Below are 18,336 nucleotides of genomic sequence, written 5' to 3' on the forward strand. Positions count from 1 at the left end.
CCTTCTGTGAGTGGTCGAATCCCAGCGTGCGGCACATCGGCGTCAGACACATCTGCCAGAATGGCGATGATCTAGCGAGACTGTTCGACAGAATGGGTGTTCGGTGGCCGAGGGACAGTCCGGCGTGCCGGTTCGATGGTTGCTCGGGCAGCGACCACTCGACCTCCACCTCGTGGCCGGTGGCCGCGGCGTCGACGCCGAGATCACCTTCGTGGTGACCTCGGAACTGCGGACCCCGGGCGACTGGCTGGCCGGCGGCGAAGCGGTCCTCACCACCGGCATCACCTTGCCCGCCGACGCTGCCGGCCGACGCCAATACATCCGTGACCTTCACGAATCAGGAGCTGCCGCAGTCGGATTCGGCGTCGGCCTGACCCACGACGCGGTTCCGGCCGAACTGGTCGCCGCGGCCGAGGAATGCGGTCTGGCACTGTTCACGGTTCCGCTTCCGACGCCGTTTGTCGCCGTTGCCCGCACGGTGATCGACCGCATCGCCGAGCTCCAGTACGAGGCGGTGATCAGTGCCTCCCGCGCCCAGCCGCGCCTGACCAGGGCGATGCTCGGCGGCGGACGTCGACGCTGATCAAGGAACTCGCCGTCGCTTGCGAGGGTGCGGTCGTGCTGTTCGACGCGCAGGTACGCGTCACCGACACCTATCCCGACGACCTGGCGCCCGACATGCTCGACTCGGTCGGTGCGCTCGTCACGCACGAGGCCGACACTGCGGTCAGCAGCGCCACGCAGACCGATCACGGCGTCATCATCACGCAGTCGATCCGCGTCGGAAGGACGCTGCACGGCCACCTGGCGGTGATCCGGGACCGCGCACCGCACCCCACTCATCAGGTCCTCATCGGACACGCGAACTCGTTGTTGGCGCTCGACTTCGAGAAGCCCCGGCGACTTCACGGTCAGCAGAATCAGATCAACGGCGAAGCGGTCCGCATCCTGCTGTCCCACCCGGCGGACCTGGCACACGCTCGCGACATCGTCGCCGGTGCGGCCGATCGCAACCAGATGATCCGGGTACTGACCGTCCTGTTCCGAGCTTCTTCCTCCGACACCGCACGCGAGATCGTCGCCGCGGCTGTCGACGGTCAATTGCTCGCCGCTGCACGCCCGGTCTTCATGATCACCGAACACGACGCCCTGATGATTCTGTTGCGCGGCGGTGACACTGCCGAGTTCGCGGAGAGACTCTTCGAGGCGTTGCCGACCGCACACCGCGGAGACCTGCGTCTCGGCCTGAGTCGTGCCCATTCGGTCGACGCCCTGCAGGCAGCCGTCGAGGAGTCGCGAACCGCGGCCGCGTCGGCGCGAGGCGGGGGTCCGCCGGAGGAATCGAATGCCCTTGCCGGGCGTGCGCTGCTGTCGGCGCCGGAATCCCGTCAGGTCATCGATCACCTGGCGAGGATCCTGATCGACCCACTGATCGCCCACGATGCCGAGCACGGTAGCGACCTACTCGGCGCACTGCGCGCCTACCTCGAGGCCAACGGTCAGTGGGAGGCTGCGGCGTCGGCGCTCCACGTTCATCGCCACACGCTGCGCGGACGCGTCACCCGAGCCGAGGAGATCCTCGGCTGCGATCTCTCCGTTGCACGAGTGCGCGCCGAAGTCCTCCTGGCCATCATCGTGCGCAGTTGACGGTCATCGCGCGCATGTGCCACCGCCAACACGGTCAGAGGTACCCTGCGGCGGGATCATTGTTCCACGCGTTGAAGCCGACCAATTCAGCGTCAGTGGTACCTGCGCGCTGCAGCAACGACGGCCGCCAGCCGTCGAAGGTGCGCCACGATACCGGCAGGTGACCCACTCCGCCCGCGGTCAGCGCAAGTAGCTCGGCGTCGGTCCCGATCGGGAGCGCGTCAAATCGTTCCCCGTATTGGCATAAATGGATTCCTCCGTCCTCCCATGCCAGTACCTTCGCCACCGAGAATCCGCCATTCGCATCGGGTAGCCCCACCAGATCGCCACGCTCCCATCGTCGATGGTTTCGCGCCAGTCCGCGTCCGCTCGTGCCCAGCCGCTTGGAATTCGCGAAGTCCCAAGCCCGCTGGACGGACTGCGATTGCGATCCCACGCTTCGCACGGACACGCTGCACAGATGCCCAGGGCCGAGTCCGAAGTACGTGACCTCGAGCTCCTGGCGATCACCATTCCAGATCATCCTGGTGCCTACTGCGGGCACATCGCCAAAGAAGACGCAGCGGGCGACATGCTCCACTCGGGCGAGGCCGGGGACCTGGGTGAACGCAGTCAGCTTGGCCAGTGAGGTGATTGCGCCACGATCGAGTTCGACGCCTGGTGCGGATTCACAGACCACACGGAGGCTGCAATCGCCGTCGGGAGACCGCCACGTCCATATCGGATTGTCACTGGGCGAGGTGGCTTCCCACCCATCAGGCGGGGGTCGGTCGAACCAGAAGACGTCACCGACCATGAGGACCTCGCTCTCGTGATCTCCTCATATTGGCAGGTTCCGCCCAGGCGAAATGTCGTTCGCAGGAACCCGATGTGGCAACCGCGTTTCAGGCGCCTGTGGTCTCCATATCTCGGGCCGGTTCCGTTGTTTCGGCCGGACGGTGCACCGGACAACCGGGCGCGAACGTACCCATCTGGTCGATGTCGAAACCGTTGGGGTAGCTACGGATTCGTGACATGTCCTGGACGTACTGCGGCTTGCGGCGCGACGGCAGCACCGAGAGCAGGCGAGCCCGCGCCTTGAGCGCGCCTCGCGACGCGGCACGAGCGAACCTGCCCGGTTCGTCGAATCCGAACGCCTCGATGAGTGGCTCGTCCATCAGGGCACGGCTGAAGAGATCGACGCCCCGCGCGGCAAACCGCGGATAGAACGAGCACATCAGTTCCATGGTTGCGTCGGCGACGCGGCGCGATCCCGCGTCGAAGGCGAAATGCTCGGCCTCATAGCTGTCCATCAACGCCGCGAAGTCGTCGTAGGTCTCGGGAATGCCCTTGATGTTCATGTGTTTTCCGAGCGTCTGGTAGTAGCGCACCGACGCCCGGATCTCGTCGTCGGTGAGATCGCGCCACCCGAAGTCGGCCAGCCAGCGTCGCGGTACCACCACGAAAGTCGCCAGGACATAGCGGAAGTCGTCGTTGGAGATGTCATACATCTTGTGCATTTGGTTGATGCGACGGATTGCCGATCGCCCACGGGTGCTGTCGAAGCCTTCCACGAGCGGGATCTCGAGAAGGATGCCGGTGTCGTCGTAACGCTTCTGCGTCGCCTCGGTGAATGCCGCGGTCTCGTCGAGGAGTCGCCCGATGCTGGGTACGGCGTAGGTGCGGAAGAGTGCGAAACTCAGCGCCTGGTTGATGTCCCAGGGGAACTCGTAGGTGGCGAGATTGCGATACATCTCGGCGAAGTCGGTTTCCGGATTGAGTCCGGCATTGGGGCGCTTCTTGAGCACAGTGGTCTCCTTCACATCGATGACGAGAAGGATAAGTCTGGTTATGGTTTTGTGCAAGGGATCACATCTACACTGGATCGGTGGAGTCAACCGAACGGCGACGGACCACTCCGTCGCACACCGCCAAGGTGCGCTACCTCGACGCCGGATTGCACATCTTGGCCGAGCAGGGGCACGGCGGCCTGAAACTCGCGACAGTATGCAAGGCGGTCGGGGCGACCACCGGGTCCTTCTATCACGCCTTTCCCAGCTGGGGCGCCTACACAGCGGCTCTCATCCGCTACTGGCGTGCCGAGAAGAGTCAGCGACTCATCGCCGACGCCGCAGCGATCGACGACCCACTTGAACGACTCACGTTCCTCACCGGTATCGCGCCGCGGCTCCCACACGACACCGAGGCCGCCATCCGCGTCTGGGCCGACAAGGACACCGACGTGCGCGCCATCCAGGCAGAGGTCGACGAGGAGCGGCGCAGCTACATCGCCGACGCCATCACCGTCGTGACCGGCGACCGCGCCGGTGCCGAGCGCCATGCAACTGCAGCGATGTATCTGTTGGTCGGCTACGAGAACGGCACGCACCGCAGCGTCGAGGCTCTCGACTGGGCGCTGCAGACCCTGCTCACCCAGGTGCTTGCCGGGGTCGAGGGCGTAGCAACAGATGAGGGCACAGCGCGGCGTGGCGATGCAAGCAGCACGCAACCAAGCCGCCCCTACAGTCCGAACTGAGCCACCCACTACCCGAGCCCCGTCGCCGCACCTCCCCACGCCGCCTGAGGGTGTGCGAGGCGCCGGCCGAGCGCCTCGAAGGCCTCTTGACCGCGCGAACCACACTGGAGCACAACACATCACAACAAGATTCGAAAAACTGTGCGAAACCCCTTGCGCCCACCACGACCGCTCGGTACTGTCGAACATAGTTTCGATACGGCGGGGAGGGGGTTCGGTGGCCGACAACAAGTACAACGTTCAGCCAGGCGATCAGCTGTTGCCGGATGACTCGCGTTCGTCGGCGGGGTTCGAGTCGTGGGAGGTGTGGCGGCCGGGTCAGGGGTGGGAGCCGGATCTGCCGCAGTCGTATGCGGCGTTGATGGCCGCGCGGATCGCGACCGGGCGCGATCCGGCACCGACTGTGGAGTCTGCGGAGTCGTCGGGCCCCGACGGTGATCTGCCGGCCCTGTATGCGTTGTTGGGGCAGGTGGTCGATCAGATCGCGGTGGCGGAGTCCTCGGGTTTGTCGGATGCGCAGGTCATCGAGGTGGCCGAAGCCCATGAGCTGATCGCTCGCCGGTTGTGGGGGTTGGGGCATCGGCGGGTGATGGACATCTCGGACCGTGGTGCGTTCACCAAGACCGGCCATAAGTCGATCCGCCAGTTCATGGACGACCGGCTGCGGATCACTGATCTGCGTGGTCGGGTCGCGGCGATGGACGCGATCTGTGCCAAGTATTCGATGCAGGGTGAACGACTCACCCCGAAACATCCGTATCTGGCCGACGCGGTGGCTGAGGGCGCTCTCGGGCCAAGTCATGTGACCGCGGTGTTGGAGGCACTCGACAAGATTCCCGCCGCAGTGATTCCGGAGAAGAAGCACGCCGCGGAAATGCTGTTGGTCGATGCGGCCCGGTCGTGTACGCCCACCCAGATCGGGAAGGTGGGGCAGAAGATCCTGGGCTATCTGGATCCGGACGGATCGTTGACCGAAGACCGCGACCGTGCCCGCCGGCGCGGGATTCGTCTGTCCCCGCAGGACGCGCAGTTGATGTCGAAGATCGTCGGGCATCTGGATCCGGTCACCCGGGCCATGTTCGACATGGTGTTGGCGGCCTGGGCCGCGAAGGGCATGAACAACCCGGCCGATGAAGTCCCGTTGGTAGGACCGGTCGACGGGGTCGACGAACAACAGGTGGCCGAGGCCGCCGGGCGTGATGATCGCAGCCCGGAGCAACGCAACCATGATGCGTTGAAGGCGATCCTGCGGGCGGCCCTGGATGGTGGGGTGTTGGGGCAATCGCACCGGGGGTTGCCGCCGCATCTGGTTGTGAAGATCACCGAATCCGAGTTGCGCGAGCAGGCCGGGGTCGGGGAAACCACCACCGGCGCGATGTTGCCGATCTCCGATGTCATCGCCTTGGCCGCCGAAGCCCAGTCGCATTTGGCGGTGTTCGCCGATCACACCGAAGCGCCCTTGTATTTGGGGCATGGGGAACGGTTGGCATCACGCGATCAGCGGTACATGATCTTCGCTCACCAGCCGGGCTGTACCTGCCCGGGCTGCACTACCTCGACCGCCTACAGCGAAATCCACCACGCGGCGAAGGATTGGGCTGATGGTGGCACCACCGAAATCTCGATACGCCTCGGGCTCGCAAGCTCGCACGTGGCTACTCGATCCAAGTATCGACACCCTGACCACCGCGTGCGGGCCGCACAACCGGATGGTCGGCCCGAAACCCGGCCAGTACACCACCAGCGTCCTCACCGACGGGCCGGATGCCGGGCGGACGGCGTGGCGGTTGAACACCGAGGACGGGATGCCGCCGAATGAGGCGCGGATCAATCGGGTCAATGACATCGGCCCGCAGATCGTGGCCTACCTGAAAGTCATTCGTGTCCAACGCGAACACGACCAACAATCCCGGGCCGCGACGACCGCCCCGCTGATCCGGGACGTACGGGACACCCCCGACAGTCGTCGTATCCGCCGGATGATCGCCGGCTGCTGGACCATCCGCCGCATCAACCTCGACAACGACGACCGCCTCCGAGCCGGACCCTGACGCCGCCCCACCGTCAGCACTCACCCCGCCACCAGCCACCGGTGGCGGGGCACAAGTACGTGGTCGACGCAGAACCAGTAGGCTACGACCCGCCTTCCAGGATCACCTCGACAGCGCGCGCCGCACTCTGACAGGCACCCTCCATCGTCGTTGTCCAATCGGTTCGGGTCCAGTCTCCGGCCAGCGCCAGACCGCGCACCGCGGTCCGCTGGTCGGGTCGGATACCCGCGGTGCCGGGCCGCTGAGCGAAGGTCGACTTCGGCATGCGCACCACATGACTGTGAATCACATTGGCACCCTTGGCCGCCGGGTAATACCGGCGCAGCATATCCATCTGGATGTCGGTGATCTCGGCGTTGGACTTCGGAATCAGATCATAGGCAGCGGAGACCGTCGTCGAGTAGAAGAAGTTCTCCGTGGCGTCGCGGCCGTGCATCCGCTGGCGGTCCCAAACCTGTTCCAGCACACCCTCACCGCCGTGCAGGATCTCACCCCAGTCGGTCATCCCGATCGACCGGTCGAGGTACAGGTTCACGCTGACGATCGGCACCGGGGTGAGCTGATCGACTGCCGCATAGATCTTTTCGTGACCGGGGACCTGGTCGAGAAGTCCCCGGACGCTCCATACCGGGACCGCGCAGATGACCGCGTCCGCGGCGACGCGCTCCCCGTCGGACAAGGTGACACCGGTGACCGCACCGTCGGCGACATCCACCGACGCGACCACCGCCCGATGTCGAACCTGGACACCGCTGTCCGCAAAGAGCTTCTCGGCGCCCGCGATGAACAGGGTGTCGAGATCGACGGTGGGATAACCGATCGAGATCGGGGTGCGGGTCGCGCGGGCCCGGCGAATGCCTGTCACGAGCAGGTCGGCTGGCACCTTGGCCGACGAGATATCCGGTTTGTCACCCGTCAGGCCGATGACGATGCCGTCCCACAGCGCATCGCGCGCAGACTGTGGCATCCCTATTCGGCGGAACCACTCGTCGGCTGTCACATCGTCGAGCCACGCCGGCTGCCGGAGCGCCTGCCGGATCAACGTCGCCTGTGCCCGCGCCGTCCGCAGCTTGTCGAGGCCGTGGACACCTGGGAGATCTCCGAGAGCCGAGCGCAATCCAGCGATCCCGGCGAACGACGATGTCCGGGTCGCACCACCGGGCAACCGCATCGTCATATGCCCGGGAAAACTCACGTGTTCGCGGGTTCCGACACTGTCGAGGTAGCGCATCAGATGCTCGTATCCGCTGGCGAAGACATGTTGCCCGTTGTCGGGCACATCGTCGACCGCCGCCAGCGGCATCGAGATCGTACGTCCACCCAACGAACCCCGCCGTTCCAGCAGCGTCACCCGGTGACCCGCCTCCGTCAACCAGACCGCCGAGGCCAATCCGGCCAGTCCCCCACCCACGACCACCACATGCATGCGGCTCACAGTAGCGGCCAAACGCGCCTATTGGGACGTTTCCACGTAAACGTCTCAGAATCATCGGCTTTTCACTGAGTGAAAATGAAAGCTTCGGTCTGTGACCCCGGCCTCCTTATGCTGCCGAGGACGTAAGGAGTCACATGCCCCCCAACGCCTCCACCACCCGCACCCAGGTCGCCATCGTTGGCGGCGGCCCGGCCGGGCTGATGCTCGCGCATCTGCTCGGCGTCGCCGGGATCGACACCGTGGTCCTCGACCGTCGCACCCACGACGAGATCGCCCACACCCACCGGGCCGGCATCCTCGAGCGCGACAGCGTCCGACTCCTCGTCGACTCAGGTGTGTCCGACCGCGTGCTCACCGACGGCGACGAGCACCAGGGCATCGACCTGCGTTTCGGCGGGGTCAGCCACCGCATCGACTTCCAGAAGCTCGTCGGGGCGTCGTGCTGGCTCTACCCCCTGGTCCTCGCCGCGTGGTCGCTCATCAGCGTCGGCGTGTACCTCGGCCGGGAGCGAGTGCGCGGCCGGCCCGCCTCGGATTCGGCTGTCGTATCCGATGGTGCGGCCTGACGGGTACTGCCCCGGACTGGACCGTCGGAGCCGGTCGATGATCACGTCGCGGCCACCCAACCGTCCGTCGAGTTGCGCAGGTTGGTGATCTCGTCGTTGTGCAGTTCCAGGCCGGCCACGTCGCGCAGGAACCACTGCGCTTCACCGGCGTCGAAACACAAACCGGCGATGTCGGTCTCGACGAGTTCGTCCCACACCCTCATCCGGCTCACCGGCAGCCGCGCGCGGTTACGGCTGGTGACGATCACCTGCAGGTGGTGACATCCGTGTTCGAGCAGGTAGTCCATCGCGGCCACCACACCCGCGTCGGAGACGCGGTGCCAGTCGTCGATGACGATCGCCATGCGCTGATGCCCGTGCATGGATCTCGTTGATCAGCGAGGTCAGCACGTACTGTTCGGCGCGGGCACCGTGCTCGTCGATCACGTCGGGCAGATCGGTGATGACCTCCGAATCGGCGCGCCCGATCGATTCGACGAGGTTGGTGAGGAACCGCGCGACGTCGTTGTCGTCGTGGTCGACGGTCAGCCACGCCACCTTCACTCCGTCGCGCACCAGCTCTTCGGCCCACTGCACCGCGACCGTGGTCTTTCCGTAGCCCGCCGGGGCGTGGATCAGTACGAACCGGCGGCGGTCACCGGCTCGCAGGATCTCCATCAGCCGCGCACGCGGCACCTGGGCTCGGGGACGCAGCGGCGGCCGGAACTTGGTGGACGGTGTCGGCGGCGCAGTGGTGATGCCCGACCGTTTGCGCTCACCGGAGACGGTGAGCGGGTCGGCGGCCTGCCCGAGCGGAAGGGCCATGTCGCTCACCGGGACACCGAGCGCGCGCTGCACCCCGCGAAGTTCCTCACCGAAGGCCGCCACCGACGCCGGGCGGTCCTCGGGCTCCCGGGCCATCGCATGCTCGATGACCTGCGAGAGCTCGGCGGGAAATCCGGCCGCGGTGAGGTCGGGAATCGGTTCGCTCGCCACCCGAAGGAAGTGCGCGACCACCTGTTCACCGCTGCGTCGCTCGAAGGCGGCATGACCGGTCATCGCGCAGAACATCGTCGCGCCGAGGCCGTACACATCCGACGACACCGACGGCGCGACACCGGCGAGCAGTTCGGGCGCGGTGAACGCGGGTGAGCCGGTGACCATGTCGGCACCGGTCTCGAACCCACCGGAGATGCGGGCGATGCCGAAGTCCGTCAGCTGCGGCTCGCCGTACTCGGTGAGCAGGATGTTTCCCGGTTTGATGTCGCGGTGCAGGGTGCCCGCGCGGTGCGCGGTCTCCAGCGCACCGGCCACCCGCACGCCCAGGCGTAGGACATCCTGCCAGTCGAGCGGACCGTGTTTGCGGATGCGGCCGTCGAGCGAGGCATGCGGGTGGTACTGCATCACGATGAACGGGAAGCCGTCCGGTGTGGCACCCACCTCGAGGATGTTGACGATGTTCGGGTGGCCGGACAGCCGGCCCATCGCGCGCTGCTCACGCACGAATCGTTCGAGATTCTCCTCGTCGAAATGATCGGTGAGGACCTTCACCGCGACGTCACGTTCGAGCGCGGACTGGGTGCAGCGGTACACGGCTCCGTATCCACCCTGTCCGATCAGGACGGGATCGGCGAATCCGGCGGCGACGAGTTCGGCGCCGATGTCAGGCACGACATCACGCTGGGTGGTCTGCGGATCGTACTCGGCCATGGCTGCCTCGATCGCACTCGAGCGCGTTTCTCTGCTCCCAACCTATCCGCACCGGAGGGGACGTCGCGGTCATTTCGGCCGGTGGGCCGCACTCGCGCGGATCGATTCGACGGTCCGCAGCACCGCCAGAGTCCGTGCCGTGTCCACGGCGGGGTCGGCGTCGCCGGCGATCAGCGCGGCGAATCGTCGGATCTCGTGCACCATGTTGTTCGCCGGGCCGTCGAAGGTGTGCTCGGTGCGGGTCCCGTCATGCCAGGTCACCGTCGCGTATCGGGGCTGCGCCACGTGCTCGAAGGTGATCGTCGCGAGTTCCCCCTGGATCTCGTTGCGCCGATCGGATGCGGTGATCTTGGAGTACGACAGGTCGACGACGGATCCGGCGAACGTCGCGAGTGCCGCGCCCGCACCGTCGGCGCCGCCCGCGATGGGCACGGTGGTGGCGGTCACGCGGTCGGGTTCGCCGAACAGTTCCACCATCGCGGCGATCGTGTACACACCCAGGTCGTAGAGGGCGCCGCCGGCCAGTGCCGGATCGAAGATGTTGACGCGCTCACCGGCGAGCACCTTGTCGTAGCGGGCCGAGCGCTGGCAGTAGGCCAGCGACGCACGCCGTACCATGCCGATCTCCGGCAGCAGGGCGCGCAGCGCGGCCATCGCGGGATCGTGCACATTGCGCATCGCCTCCAGCACCACCACATCGTGGTGCGCCGCTGCATCGGTCAGCGCCACGAACTCGGATACCGTTGGTACTGCTGGCTTTTCGACCAGGACGTGTTTTCCGTACCGGATCGCCTGCAGTGCCTGCGCACCATGGATCGCGTTGGGCGAGGCGACGTACACCGCGTCGATCTCCGACGATGACAACAGCGCGTCGAGGTCGGCAACCGACGCGGCCAGACCGGTCTCGGCCGCGAAGGCGGCGGCGCGGTCCGGGTCTCGCGAGTAGGCCGTCGTCGCACTCACCTCCGGCACCGAGGTGGCGGCGTCGAGGAAGTTCCGGGTGATCGTACTGGTACCGATGGTGGCCATGCGGATCATCAGGTCAGTGTGCCGCCGACGGTGCGCGCTGCGCGGCCGATTGGGTCGATGCCACGCCACCGTGCGCGGGTAGGTGTCGTCGGGAACCACGCACGACGACGAGCAGCGAGACGGTCAGCAGGCCGGCGAGCACCAGGAGCAGCTCGACGGTGGTGAACGGCGGTGTCAGCGCGGCGAGCACGGTGGGGGCCGCGAAACCGATGTAGGCGACGGCATAGAAGACGCCGGTGAGTTTGGCCAGTTCATCGGCCGGCGCGATGCGCTGGACCTCGAGCAGTCCCGACACCAGGCCGATCCCGAAGCCGGCGCCGAGCACCACGCTCGCGCACACGCCGAGGATCAGACTGTCCGACGACGTCGCGGCGATCATCACCCCGAGCCCGACGAGCAGGGTGAGCAGCGCGACGATGAGACCGCGAGCACTCGACACCGAGTCGATCCGTTTGGCGACCGGCTGGATCAGCGCTCCCGAGCCGAGTGCGATGACACTGAGCAGCGTCGCGTAGGCCAGCCCGAGCGAGCCGGCAGCATCGGCGAGCAGCACCGGCTGGTACCCGTAGGACAGTCCGCACGCGATGAACAACCACGGACCGCAGACGGCCACCACCCGGACGAACCGTCGATGCCGGGCCGAGCGGACCCGCAGGCCGGATCGCAGGTCGCCGGTCCCCCGTGCGGGCACGGTCTCCGGCACCGTCCGGATCAGCCAGAGGAACCCGACGGTCACCGCCAGGTGAATCGCGAACGGCAACACGTGCGGCCACGGCCCCCACTGGGCGATGCAGCCGGCGACCAGCGCACCGAGCGCAGATCCGAGGGTGAAGGCCAACGACGTCCGCCGTGCACCCGCGCCGGCGTCGGCGCGAGGATCGTGCGGCGGCATCGAGAGCTCTTTGAGCCAGGTGGTGCCGACTGCCATCGCGGTGCCCACGGACATGCCGGCCAACAGTCGGCCGATCAGGATCGGCACCTGACCGAACCCGTCGAGAGCGAGAAAGGTGCTACCCACAAGGCCGAAGGCCACCGCCCACAGCATCGGGGTCCGTCGGCCGATGTGATCGGAGATCGCACCGGCGATCACCAGTGCGGGCGCCAGACCCGCCACGTAGATCCCCAGGAACAGCGTCACCGTCGCCGCGGAGTAGTGGTCGACCTCCTTGTACAGCAACAGCATCGGGCTGAACTGGTTGCCCGCCCAGGAACAGACGAACAGCGCGCCGAACACCCTGCGCCAGTGCCGGTTCACAGCGCGCCCTGATACTTGTCGAAATGGGCCGCCAGGACCGAGGTGAACGCGCTGCGGTCACCGCCGATCAGATGCGCTGCCAGTTGCTCATGGTCGGCGTGGGCGGCGGCCAGGTTGTCCGGGTCGATGCGCAGCCACACATTGCGCAGGCGTTGTTGCCGGCCGCTCAGCTGGGCGTAGAAGTGCCGCGCGATCGGATTGGCCGACGCCTCGATCATCAGGGCGTGGAACTCGTCGTCGGCTTCGGCAAACGCCCCGGCGTCGCCGGAACCCACCAGCGTCTGCTGCCGTTCCAGGCTCGCCGCGAGCCGCTGCCGCAGATCGGCGTCGACGCCGCCGCGGGTGAACACCTGCTCGGCACTGGCGTTCTCGATGCCGCGTCGCATCGCGAGGACATCGGCCGCTTCCGTCGGCGTGATCGGCCGGACCACCGCTCCACGACGCGGGATGAGTTCGAGCAGTTGCTCGTCGGCGAGACGCAGGAACGCCTCGTGCACGGGGGTGCGGCTCACCCCGAGTTCGGCCCCGACCTGCGCCTCGCTGAGCAAGGTGCCGCCGGCCAACTCGCCGCTCACGATGCGGGCCTTGGTCGAGGTGTAGGCGTGGTCGGCCGCGACGAGGGTGCTCGAGGACATGGTCGACAGGCTAACAGACCTTGCATGCAAGGTTGAGTGCAAGGAGTTCGTCTGCACCTAGCAGCTCGAGTCCGCTCAACCAGCGGTGGTGGCCATCATCGAGCGAAGTCACGCCGTTCGACGATCCAGGACACCAGCACGCCGGCGACCAGACCCCAGAACGGCGCACCGATGTTCAGGACGGACAGATCCGAGATCGACACCAGGAAGGTGACCAGGGCGCCGAGGGTGAACCGTGCCTCGAAGGCGGCGCGGAAAGCACTCTGCAGCGCACCGAGGAGCGCGAGGCCACCGATGGTGGCGATGAACGCCGCGGGCATGGCCAGCATGAGTTCCACGAACACCGGCGCGAAGACCCCGACGAGCACCGCGAGTACGCCGAAGGTCAGGCCCGCGGTGTACTGCCGTTGGCGGGCACCCCCGGCGACGAGGAGCGCGTTGGTCGGACCGGCCAGGCAGGTGGAGATCGCACCGATCGACGCCGCCGCCATCGACCAGATCCCGCAGGCCACGGTCAGCACGTTCACCGGCGCGCGATGTCCGGCCGAGCGCAGAACCGCAACACCCTGCCCGTTCTGGACGACGATCACGGTGATGGCCAGCGGCACAACGAGTTCGAAGATGGCACGCAAACTGAACTCCGGTGCCTGGAACGCCGGTGCCGCGATGGACGAGGTCGCCCTCTCGCCCAAGTGGAATCCTCCGCTGATGGCCACCGCGACCCCGCCGGCAACGAAGGCACCGATGATCGGTGGCACCCAACGACGCAGCGTCGCGCTCCCCAGCAGGACGAAGAACACCACGATGATCGGAAGCGACACTGCGGGATTCGCGCCGACCGAATCCACCACGTCGACGCCGAACTGCAGGAAGACCCCGGCGACCATGGCCATCACGATCGGCGTCGGTAGCGCCGACATGACCTGCCGCACCCGCCCTGTCGCACCGACCAGGGCGATCAGTCCGCCGGTGACAAGGAACGCGCCGAGGACCTCACCCCAGGATAGATGCTGTAGTGATGACCCGACGAGCACGGTTCCGGGGATGGTCCACGCGAATGCCAGCGGCATCCGGTACACCCAACTCGCCACGAGCGTCAGGATCCCGTTCAGCACGAAGACCCCGAAGATCCACGACGTGAGCTCAGCGGTACTGAGGTGGCCGGCCGACCCGGCGGCGAGGATGATCGCCACCGGACCCGACGCCGAGAAGATCAGCCCGATGAGTCCGTTGACCAGATAGGGAGTGCCGAAGTCTCGCCACACCGTTCGTGGCGTCGCGAGCGGGCACCCGGGACGTTCCACCGCCCGATCGGCGTCGAGGAGTTCATGTGCCGGGTCGTCGACCGTTGCTGACGGACCCTCGGACGCGGGCATGACTCGACCTCCTCGTCGGCGTCGGACCGGCCGCGGACGGATCAGGCTGAACGGGGGCGAGACGCAAGGATCGCGGGCCGATGCCGAATCCCGATGGTATCGACGAATTGCCGCGTGACCGGGACCGATTATCGAGCCATTGATCGCCCCCGTCGATCAATGGCCCCTGAACTGCTATTCCCCTGACCTGCTACTCCGGAACCTTCACCACCGCGGGCAGGTGTTGCGGAACTCCGGCTCGATCGACTGCATGTACCCGGTGTCGTCGCGATCGCGGATGCCGCGGTCGAGGTACTGCTGGTGTAGCTGCTCCAGCGCCGCCTCATCGATCTCGACGCCGAGGCCCGGCCCCGTCGGCACCCCGACGGCGCCGTCGGCGAAGCGCAACGCACCGGACTTCACGACATCCTCGGTCTTCCACGGCCAGTGTGTGTCACACGCGTAGGTGAGGTTGGGTGTCGCGGCGGCGAGATGGGTCATTGCGGCCAGGCTGATGCCCAGGTGCGAGTTGGAGTGCATCGACAACCCGAGCCCGAAGGTGTCGCAGATCCCGGCGAGGAGCCGCGAACGTTGCAGACCGCCCCAGTAGTGGTGATCAGACAGCACCACCGACACTGAATTCTTGCGGACCGCGGGATCGAGGTGGTCGAAGGCGACGACGCACATGTTGGTGGCCAGCGGCATCTTGGCCTCGGCGGCCACCTCGGCCATCCCGTCGAGTCCGGCGGTGGGGTCCTCGAGATACTCGACGATGCCGTCGAGTTCGGCCGCGACCCGGATCGACGTATCCACGGACCACGCCGCATTCGGGTCAAGACGCAGTGGGAGGTCCGGGAATTCGGCACGAAGCGCCTTGATCGCGGCGATCTCCTCGTCGGGCGGAAACACGCCGCCCTTGAGTTTGATTGCGGTGAAACCGTATTCGTCGATCATGCGGCGTGCCTGACGGACCAGGCCGGCCGGGTCGAGTGCCTCACCCGAACTGTCCTCCCCACCACCGGGATGACCGGCCCACTTGTAGAACAGGTACGCGCTGAACGGGACACGGTCCCGCACCGCTCCGCCGAGCAGATCGCTCACCGGGCGGCCCAGCGTCTTGCCCTGGACATCGAGACAGGCGACCTCGAAGGGCGAGAACACTCGATCGGTGGTGCTGGCGGTGGTGATCATGCCGGCGACACCGTCACCGCCGGTCACCGAGAGACGGCTGATCCGCTCATCGATGGTGGATCGGATTCGGTTCAGCAAGAACACATCCTGGCCGACGATCGATTCGGCGGCCGCCTCCAGCCGGGTGAGGTGCGCGGTGTCGGCATAGGTCTCGCCGAGTCCCTGCAGTCCACCGGCGGTGTCGATGCGGATGATCGCCCGCAGCGCATAGGGCTGATGCACGCCGACAGTGTTCAGCAGCGGCGGATCGGCGAAGGCGACCGGGGTGACGGTGACGCCGGTGATGACGGTCGGTTGCATCGTCAGACCGTTGCGAGCGAGTCGGTCAGGACAGCGCGTCCGGCGGCGGTGATCCGGGCCAGTTCGGCGCGGTGCTCGTCGGTGAGGTCGACCAGCGGCGCGCGCACCGGTCCGGCGGCGATACCCTCCATCCGCACGCCTTCCTTGACCAGCGACACGGCGTAGCCGGGAACCTTGTTGCGCAACCGCACGAGCGGGTGGAAGAACTCGCGCAGCAGCGCCTCGGTGAGCTCGGTGTTGCCGGTCTCCAGCGAGTTGTAGAAGGCCAGGGCCAGATCGGGGGCAAAGGCGAAGGTCGCCGACGAGTACAGGGTGACACCGAGGGCGCGGTAGGCCTGCTGGGTGATCTCGGCGGTGGGCAGACCGTTGAAGAACAGGAAGTCCTTACCGGTGCCGGCGAGGGCCGCCTTGACGGCGATGACGATTCGGGAGACGTTGTCGAGGTCGCCGGTGCCGTCCTTGAATCCGATGACTGTGGGGAGCTGGGCCACGGCAACCGCTCCGGCCTCGTCGAAGACCGCGTTGCTGCGGTTGTAAACGATCACCGGAAGATCGGTGGTCTGCGCGACGGCGCGGGTGTACTCGACGAGTCCGGCCGGCGGCATCGTGACGAGATACGGCGGCAGCAGCAGGATTCCGTTGGCGCCGTTGGCCTTGGCGCTGGCCGCGAACTCCTTGGCCTGCACCAGCGAACCGCCCGCACCGGCGAACACGGGGACCCGGCCGGCGACGGTCTCGACGGTGCGTCGCACGATCTCGCCGAACTCACTCAGGCCGAGAGCATGGAATTCGCCGGTGCCGCAGGCGACGAAGACGCCGCCGGGCCCGGCGGCCACCCCGCGGTTGATGTGTTCGGCGAGGCGGTCGTAGTCGACCTCACCGTCGGGGCCGAAGGGGGTGACGGGGAAGAACAGTACGCCGTCGAGCATGATGGGCTCCTTGTGTTTCTGATGTGAATGTCGAAGGTGTTGTGCGGGTTTGTCAGTCACGGGTGAGCCGGCCGTCGATACGTCGCCAGATCTGCTCCGGGTTGCCGTCGTCGATGGCCACCGGCAGCAGGGTCGTAGGTACGTCCTGATAGGCCACCGGCCGCAGGAATCGTTCGATGGCAAGCGATCCCACCGAGGTGGTCCGGCTGTCGGAAGTGGCGGGGTAGGGTCCGCCGTGGACCATCGCGTGACCCACCTCCACGCCGGTCGGCCAGCCGTTGAACAGGATGCGCCCGGCTTTCAGCTCGAGTTCGGCCAGGAGTTTTGCGGCCGCCTCGTGGTCGGATTCCTCGGCGTGCACGGTCGCGGTCAGCTGTCCCTCGAGCGCGGCGGTGACGTCGCGGACCTGCTCGGCGTCGGCGCATTTCACCACGAGGCTCGACGCCCCGAATATCTCCTGCTGCAGGGTGGGTGAACCGAGGAAGCTCTCGGCGTCGGTGACGAACAGTGCTGCGCGGCAACGGTTGGGCTCATCGGTGTCCTCGCCTCGCGCGAGTACCGTTGCCGAGGAGGCGAACTCGTCGACACCCTGCGCGAAGGACCGGGCGATGTTCGGGGTGAGCATGGTGGTCGGTGTGCTCGCGGCGACGGCCTGCGCGGCGGCGTCGATGAACTTCTCGAGGTCGGCGCCGTCTTCGGCGATCACCAGGCCCGGGTTGGTGCAGAACTGTCCGGAACCGAGGGTGAGCGATCCGATGAAGGCGCGGCCGAGCCCGGCGGCGTCGGCGCGCAGCGCACCGGGTAGCGGATAGACCGGGTTGATCGAGCTCATCTCCGCATACACCGGGATCGGCTCGGGACGAGCAGCGGCCGCACGCACCAGAGCGGTACCGCCCGAACGTGATCCGGTGAAGCCGACGGCCTTGATCTGCGGATCGGTGACCAACGCGATGCCGAGCTCGGACCCCGCGCCGAACAGCAGCGAGAAGGTGCCCGCCGGCACGCCGGTGGCCGCGATCGCGTCGGTGATCAGACGCCCGACGAGTTCGGAGGTTCCCGGATGCGCGTCGTGAGCCTTGACCACGACCGGGCATCCGGCGGCCAGGGCCGATGCGGTGTCGCCGCCCGCGACGGAGAAGGCCAACGGGAAGTTGCTGGCACCGAAGACTGCCACCGGTCCGAGCGGGATGCGCCGCTGGCGGATGTCGGGGCGCGGCAGCGGTGAGCGGTCCCCCACGGCCGGGTCGATGCGCGCACCGTTCCAGCTGCCTTCACGCAAGACTTCGGCGAACAGGCGGAGCTGGCCACTCGTGCGGCCGACCTCGCCGGTGATCCGCCCGGCCGGCAGGCCGGTCTCGGCGGTGGCGCGCTGGACCAGTTGGTCGCGCGCGGCGTCGAGGTTGTCGGCGATCGTGTCGAGGAACTGAGCGCGCTGCGCCGACGACGTGGCGCGGTAGGGCCGAAGGCCTCGCGCGCTGCGGCGGTGGCGCGTTCGACGTCGGCGGCGGTGCCGTGCGCGTAGGCGGGCTGCAACCGCTCGCCGGTGGCGGGATTCACGGCATGGATCGCGGTGCCGGTCCCGGTGACGTGCTCACCGGCGATGATCATCTGTCCGGTCAACGTTCCGGTCCGTTCTGCGGTCGTCATGTGCACTCATCCTTCGGGCTCGGCTGGCGGATTGGGACTGTGATTGGTTGGAATGGCTCCGGTGGCGACGGGGATCGCTCGTCGCGACCGGG

The 18,336-nt window shown here is 67.0% G+C and carries 15 protein-coding genes and 3 pseudogenes; 7 read left to right on the plus strand and 11 right to left on the minus strand.

The annotated features are described in order from the left end of the window. The first annotated feature begins 103 nt into the window (after positions 1-103). Together GBRO_RS25490 and GBRO_RS20790 are read left to right on the plus strand one after the other, a co-directional pair. Positions 104-583 (plus strand): PucR family transcriptional regulator ligand-binding domain-containing protein, encoded by a 480-nt coding sequence (locus GBRO_RS25490; RefSeq protein WP_083775637.1) that lies wholly within the window; start codon positions 104-106, stop codon positions 581-583. Positions 584-618: 35 nt separating this feature from the next. After that, positions 619-1,647 (plus strand): PucR family transcriptional regulator, encoded by a 1,029-nt coding sequence (locus GBRO_RS20790; RefSeq protein ID WP_083775638.1) that lies wholly within the window; start codon positions 619-621, stop codon positions 1,645-1,647. Between the two features lie 34 nt (positions 1,648-1,681). Here GBRO_RS20790 and GBRO_RS26070 read toward each other — a convergent pair whose 3' ends face one another. Beyond that, on the minus strand, positions 1,682-2,083 hold the full coding sequence (locus GBRO_RS26070; RefSeq protein ID WP_147290673.1) for a hypothetical protein: 402 nt from the start codon (positions 2,081-2,083) through the stop codon (positions 1,682-1,684). Positions 2,084-2,107: 24 nt separating this feature from the next. Here GBRO_RS26070 and GBRO_RS26420 point away from each other — a divergent pair, with 24 nt between their 5' ends. Beyond that, positions 2,108-2,275 (plus strand): hypothetical protein, encoded by a 168-nt coding sequence (locus GBRO_RS26420; protein WP_155825191.1) that lies wholly within the window; start codon positions 2,108-2,110, stop codon positions 2,273-2,275. A gap of 256 nt (positions 2,276-2,531) precedes the next feature. Here the strand turns inward: GBRO_RS26420 and GBRO_RS20800 are convergent, their stop codons facing one another. Then, on the minus strand, positions 2,532-3,434 hold the full coding sequence (locus tag GBRO_RS20800; protein ID WP_012835846.1) for an oxygenase MpaB family protein: 903 nt from the start codon (positions 3,432-3,434) through the stop codon (positions 2,532-2,534). 80 nt (positions 3,435-3,514) lie between these two features. On the opposite strand from GBRO_RS20800, the gene GBRO_RS20805 reads away from it, so the two are divergent. The 3 genes from GBRO_RS20805 (at position 3,515) to GBRO_RS27190 (ending at position 6,213) form a co-directional block, all read left to right on the plus strand. Then, positions 3,515-4,162 (plus strand): TetR/AcrR family transcriptional regulator, encoded by a 648-nt coding sequence (locus GBRO_RS20805; RefSeq protein WP_012835847.1) that lies wholly within the window; start codon positions 3,515-3,517, stop codon positions 4,160-4,162. Positions 4,163-4,379: 217 nt separating this feature from the next. Beyond that, entirely contained in the window at positions 4,380-5,981 is a 1,602-nt protein-coding gene (locus GBRO_RS20810) for an HNH endonuclease signature motif containing protein (protein ID WP_012835848.1), read from the plus strand. Continuing rightward, the gene (locus GBRO_RS27190) at positions 5,968-6,213 is read left to right on the plus strand and encodes a hypothetical protein (protein ID WP_012835849.1); all 246 of its coding nucleotides are present in this window, start codon (positions 5,968-5,970) and stop codon (positions 6,211-6,213) included. The genes GBRO_RS20810 and GBRO_RS27190 overlap by 14 nt, the downstream gene beginning before the upstream one ends. Before the next feature lie 82 nt (positions 6,214-6,295). Here the strand turns inward: GBRO_RS27190 and GBRO_RS20820 are convergent, their stop codons facing one another. After that, entirely contained in the window at positions 6,296-7,639 is a 1,344-nt protein-coding gene (locus GBRO_RS20820) for a hydroxysqualene dehydroxylase (protein ID WP_012835850.1), read from the minus strand. A 143-nt stretch (positions 7,640-7,782) separates the two neighbouring features. On the opposite strand from GBRO_RS20820, the pseudogene GBRO_RS20825 reads away from it, so the two are divergent. Further along, positions 7,783-8,103: pseudogene (locus tag GBRO_RS20825) on the plus strand (FAD-dependent monooxygenase); the annotation flags it as partial. 158 nt (positions 8,104-8,261) lie between these two features. On the opposite strand, the pseudogene GBRO_RS20830 reads toward GBRO_RS20825, so the two are convergent. From GBRO_RS20830 to GBRO_RS20865, 8 genes and pseudogenes are all read right to left on the minus strand, one after another. After that, positions 8,262-9,903: pseudogene (locus GBRO_RS20830) on the minus strand (protein kinase domain-containing protein); the annotation flags it as partial. Between the two features lie 69 nt (positions 9,904-9,972). Continuing rightward, positions 9,973-10,941 carry a Gfo/Idh/MocA family protein gene (locus GBRO_RS20835; RefSeq protein ID WP_012835851.1) on the minus strand — a complete coding sequence of 323 codons (969 nt, stop codon included), beginning with the start codon at positions 10,939-10,941 and terminating at the stop codon, positions 9,973-9,975. Between the two features lie 4 nt (positions 10,942-10,945). After that, a complete protein-coding gene (locus GBRO_RS20840; protein ID WP_012835852.1) occupies positions 10,946-12,187 on the minus strand; it encodes an MFS transporter in 1,242 nt (413 codons plus the stop codon). Beyond that, a complete protein-coding gene (locus GBRO_RS20845) occupies positions 12,184-12,822 on the minus strand; it encodes a GntR family transcriptional regulator (protein WP_012835853.1) in 639 nt (212 codons plus the stop codon). Before GBRO_RS20845 ends, GBRO_RS20840 begins: the two co-directional genes overlap by 4 nt. Before the next feature lie 95 nt (positions 12,823-12,917). After that, the gene (locus tag GBRO_RS20850; protein ID WP_012835854.1) at positions 12,918-14,198 is read right to left on the minus strand and encodes a benzoate/H(+) symporter BenE family transporter; all 1,281 of its coding nucleotides are present in this window, start codon (positions 14,196-14,198) and stop codon (positions 12,918-12,920) included. 204 nt (positions 14,199-14,402) lie between these two features. Continuing rightward, a complete protein-coding gene (locus GBRO_RS20855) occupies positions 14,403-15,668 on the minus strand; it encodes a glucarate dehydratase family protein (protein ID WP_012835855.1) in 1,266 nt (421 codons plus the stop codon). 2 nt (positions 15,669-15,670) lie between these two features. Then, positions 15,671-16,597 (minus strand): 5-dehydro-4-deoxyglucarate dehydratase, encoded by a 927-nt coding sequence (locus GBRO_RS20860; RefSeq protein WP_012835856.1) that lies wholly within the window; start codon positions 16,595-16,597, stop codon positions 15,671-15,673. A gap of 52 nt (positions 16,598-16,649) precedes the next feature. After that, positions 16,650-18,244: pseudogene (locus tag GBRO_RS20865) on the minus strand (aldehyde dehydrogenase (NADP(+))). Positions 18,245-18,336 lie beyond the last annotated feature (92 nt).

Source organism: Gordonia bronchialis DSM 43247, assembly GCF_000024785.1.
Lineage (GTDB): Bacteria > Actinomycetota > Actinomycetes > Mycobacteriales > Mycobacteriaceae > Gordonia > Gordonia bronchialis.

What these genes read in the sequence shown, in the direction of transcription:
- GBRO_RS26420 (WP_155825191.1), top strand. Translation starts at nt 2,108, where the DNA reads ATGCCCAGGGCCGAGTCCGAAGTACGTGACCTCGAGCTCCTGGCGATC.
- GBRO_RS27190 (WP_012835849.1), top strand. Translation starts at nt 5,968, where the DNA reads ATGCCGCCGAATGAGGCGCGGATCAATCGGGTCAATGACATCGGCCCG.
- GBRO_RS20820 (WP_012835850.1), bottom strand. Translation starts at nt 7,639, where the DNA reads ATGCATGTGGTGGTCGTGGGTGGGGGACTGGCCGGATTGGCCTCGGCG.
- GBRO_RS20835 (WP_012835851.1), bottom strand. Translation starts at nt 10,941, where the DNA reads ATGATCCGCATGGCCACCATCGGTACCAGTACGATCACCCGGAACTTC.
- GBRO_RS20845 (WP_012835853.1), bottom strand. Translation starts at nt 12,822, where the DNA reads ATGTCCTCGAGCACCCTCGTCGCGGCCGACCACGCCTACACCTCGACC.
- GBRO_RS20850 (WP_012835854.1), bottom strand. Translation starts at nt 14,198, where the DNA reads ATGCCCGCGTCCGAGGGTCCGTCAGCAACGGTCGACGACCCGGCACAT.
- GBRO_RS20855 (WP_012835855.1), bottom strand. Translation starts at nt 15,668, where the DNA reads ATGCAACCGACCGTCATCACCGGCGTCACCGTCACCCCGGTCGCCTTC.
- GBRO_RS20860 (WP_012835856.1), bottom strand. Translation starts at nt 16,597, where the DNA reads ATGCTCGACGGCGTACTGTTCTTCCCCGTCACCCCCTTCGGCCCCGAC.